The following is a 2851-nucleotide window of genomic DNA, read 5'->3' on the forward strand; positions in this document are numbered from 1 at the left end:
AGCGCTTCAAGTGCCACTAGGCGGAGGCGCTCACCATTCGGCGAAGCTGCCGTCGGCATTTCGGAAGATCGGGTTGCGCCAGGCATGGCGGTCCTTGTCGGCCTCCCTGACCGCCGCCTCGTCGATGTCGACGCCGAGGCCTGGCCCTTCCGGCACCGGCAAATAGCCCTCGACCGGCGTCAGCGCCTGCTTGTTGACGCAGAAGTTCAGCAGGTCGTGGCCGCCGGTGTTGTAGTGGATGCCAAGGCTGATCTCCTGGATCGCATGGTTCGGCGTACAGGCGGCGATCTGCAGGCAGGCGCCGAGAGCGAGCGGCCCCAGTGGACAATGCGGCGCGACGGCGATGTCATAGGCCTCGGCCATGGCCGCGATCTTGCGGACCTCGAGGATGCCGCCGGCGTGGCTGAGGTCCGGCTGGATGATGTCGACCGCGCCCTGCTCGAAGAAGGGCTTGAACTCCCAGCGATTGAACAGCCGTTCCCCAAGCGCGATCGGCGTGGTTGTATGGGCTGCAATCTCCGGCAGTCCGTCCATGTTCTCTGACAAAAGCGGCTCTTCGATGAACAGCAGGCCGAGCGGTTCCAACGTCCGCGCCAGCTGTTTCGCGAGCGGTCGATGAACCCGGCCGTGGAAGTCGAGTCCGACGTCCAGGCCCTGAGCCTGCGCCGCCTCGACCCGCTTGATCACGTCGTCGAACAGCTTTGGCGTTCCGATCCACTGCAGCTCGTCGGTCGCGTTCATCTTGACGGCGTCGAAGCCCTGGGCCTTGCGCCCAGCTGCCGCCTCGCCGATGTCGTGCGGGCGGTCACCGCCGATCCAGGCGTAGGAGCGGACCTTGTCCCGCACCTTGCCGCCGAGCATCTGCCAGGCGGGCAGTCCGAGCACCCGGCCCTTGAGGTCCCACAGCGCCTGCTCGAGTCCGGCAAGCGCGCTCATCAGCACCGCGCCGCCGCGGTAGAAACCGCCGCGGTAGCCGACCTGCCAGATGTCCTCGATGCGGAACGGGTCCGCGCCGATGAAGCGGTCGCGAAAGGCCGCGAATGCGCCCTCGACTGCCTCCGCCCAGCCCTCCAGGCTCGCCTCGCCCCAGCCGACCGCGCCGTCCTTGCTCTCGACCCTTACGAACAGCCAGCGCGGTGGGACGAAGAAGGTCTCGATCCGGCCGATCTTGAGAGGCGTCATCGCCGATGTCCTATTGCTGCGGCTGGTTGGGATCGTTGGATTGCGCCGAGGCTGCGGCCGCCGGCGTTGCGCCGAAATCGTCGTCGTCGCGCTCGCCGATCTTCTTGATCGGCACGACCAGGCACACGCTCGACGCCGGAAGCACGTTGCGCCAGTCCGCGATCAACTGCTTGTAGGCCTTGCCGACGTTGCGAATCTTGCGGTCCAGGTCGAACAGCCCGAGCGGGTTCACGTTGCCGTTCTGCTCACGAAGGGCGGTGTCCCAGTCGACCTGGTCGGTCAGCGAATACCAGGTGAAGCCGACGGTCGGGATTCCGACGTTGCGAAGGCGCAGGACATTCGCCCATTCCTTCCACAACCACTTCACCGCCTCGTCGCCGTGTGGTCCTTCCCACAGGTTGGTCTCGGTATGCATCACGGGAAGGCGATAGCGGTTGTAATATTGCCGGGTGATTTCGGTGTATCCGAACGTCTCGCCGGCCGCGACGGTGTGGCCGTCGGCGAACACCCGGTGCTCGTTCAGCTGGTAATAGTCGTTGCCAAAGATGCAGTGCTGCTTCAGCCGATGCTCCAGGAACCACTCATACTCTTCCCGGGTCATGCCGTTATCCAGCAGATACTGGTACATGCCGCTGTCGACGCGCCGGCCGTAATTGAGGTCGAGGCTGAGGAACCGCATCTGGTTCAGCACTTCGGCGCGCCCGATCGCCTCCGGGGAATCGGCGTGGTAATATTCGGATGATTCCGACTGGATGAAGATCGCGTCGTGGCGGCGCTTGAGGATCTCCACCATCCCCATGACATTCGCCTTCACGAGGTGCTTCAGCGCCGTGATGAACGACTTGTCGTCCTTGCACTGCTCGTTCCACCAGCCGTACTTGGCCGAGAAGACCGCGCAGATGAACATCTCGTTGATCGGGGTGTAGAGCTGCACCCATGGGAAGCGCTCGGCGAAGGCGCCGGCATATTCGGCGAACAGCTGCGGGAAGTCGGGGTTCTGGAAATTGCCGATCCAGTCCGGGCAGCCGAAGTGGCAGAGGTCGACGATCGGCGTGATCTCGCGCCGCTTCAGCTCGGCGAAGGTGAGGTCGGTGAACTCCCAGTTGAACTTGCCCGGGCCGAGGTATGTCTTGTGGAACGGCGGGCCGTAGCGGAGATAGTTGATCCCGATCTCCTGGATGCAATCGAAATCCTCGCGCCAGCGGTCGTAATGGCCGCAGACCTCCATCTCGTCGATGCGGGTCTTGCCGTGATTGACCGTGGGGTAGCTGTTCTCGATACCCGTCGCGAACATGAAGTTGGCGATTGTCGATCTCCTCGGCTCTGCTCGTCAGTGGGCTGACCGCCCGGCGCCGCCCCGATACCGGGGCAACATGAAAAAGGAAAACCTCGGGAGCGAAGTCGCCTCGCCGCTGTTTTCCGTGCAATGGCAAAAAGCATGCGCTGGTCGGAAGGTTTCATTGCCGTTGATTGGGGGACCACCAATCGGCGCGCCTATGTGGTCGACGCGTCCGGAAACCCCGGCGCGGAATTCGAGGATGCGAAGGGCGTGCTGTCCGTCCCGAGTGGCGGATTCCCCGCCGCCGTAGCCGAGATTCGCACGCGACTGGGTGACAAGCCGCTGCTGCTTGCGGGAATGATCGGCTCCAACCGCGGCTGGGCCGAGGCG

The 2851-nt window shown here is 64.2% G+C and carries 3 protein-coding genes; 1 reads left to right on the forward strand and 2 read right to left on the reverse strand.

Annotated elements, in window-relative coordinates; all coding sequences use genetic code 11:
* Nucleotides 1-30: 30 nt before the first annotated feature.
* Together dgoD and JOZ79_RS05700 are read right to left on the reverse strand one after the other, a co-directional pair.
* Entirely contained in the window at nt 31-1182 is a 1152-nt protein-coding gene (gene dgoD, locus JOZ79_RS05695) for a galactonate dehydratase (RefSeq protein WP_294071800.1), read from the reverse strand.
* A 10-nt stretch (nt 1183-1192) separates the two neighbouring features.
* A complete protein-coding gene (locus JOZ79_RS05700; protein WP_294071802.1) occupies nt 1193-2476 on the reverse strand; it encodes a family 1 glycosylhydrolase in 1284 nt (427 codons plus the stop codon).
* 144 nt (nt 2477-2620) lie between these two features.
* Between JOZ79_RS05700 and JOZ79_RS05705 the strand changes: the two genes are divergently transcribed.
* A partial coding sequence (locus tag JOZ79_RS05705) for a 2-dehydro-3-deoxygalactonokinase (RefSeq protein ID WP_294071803.1) occupies nt 2621-2851 on the forward strand: 231 nt, incomplete at its 3' end.

It is taken from the genome of Sphingomonas sp. (assembly GCF_019242355.1).
Taxonomy (GTDB): domain Bacteria; phylum Pseudomonadota; class Alphaproteobacteria; order Sphingomonadales; family Sphingomonadaceae; genus Sphingomicrobium.

Excerpts from the sequence above, each read along its gene's own strand:
- dgoD (WP_294071800.1), bottom strand. The coding sequence starts at position 1,182 with ATGACGCCTCTCAAGATCGGCCGGATCGAGACCTTCTTCGTCCCACCG.
- JOZ79_RS05700 (WP_294071802.1), bottom strand. The coding sequence starts at position 2,476 with ATGTTCGCGACGGGTATCGAGAACAGCTACCCCACGGTCAATCACGGC.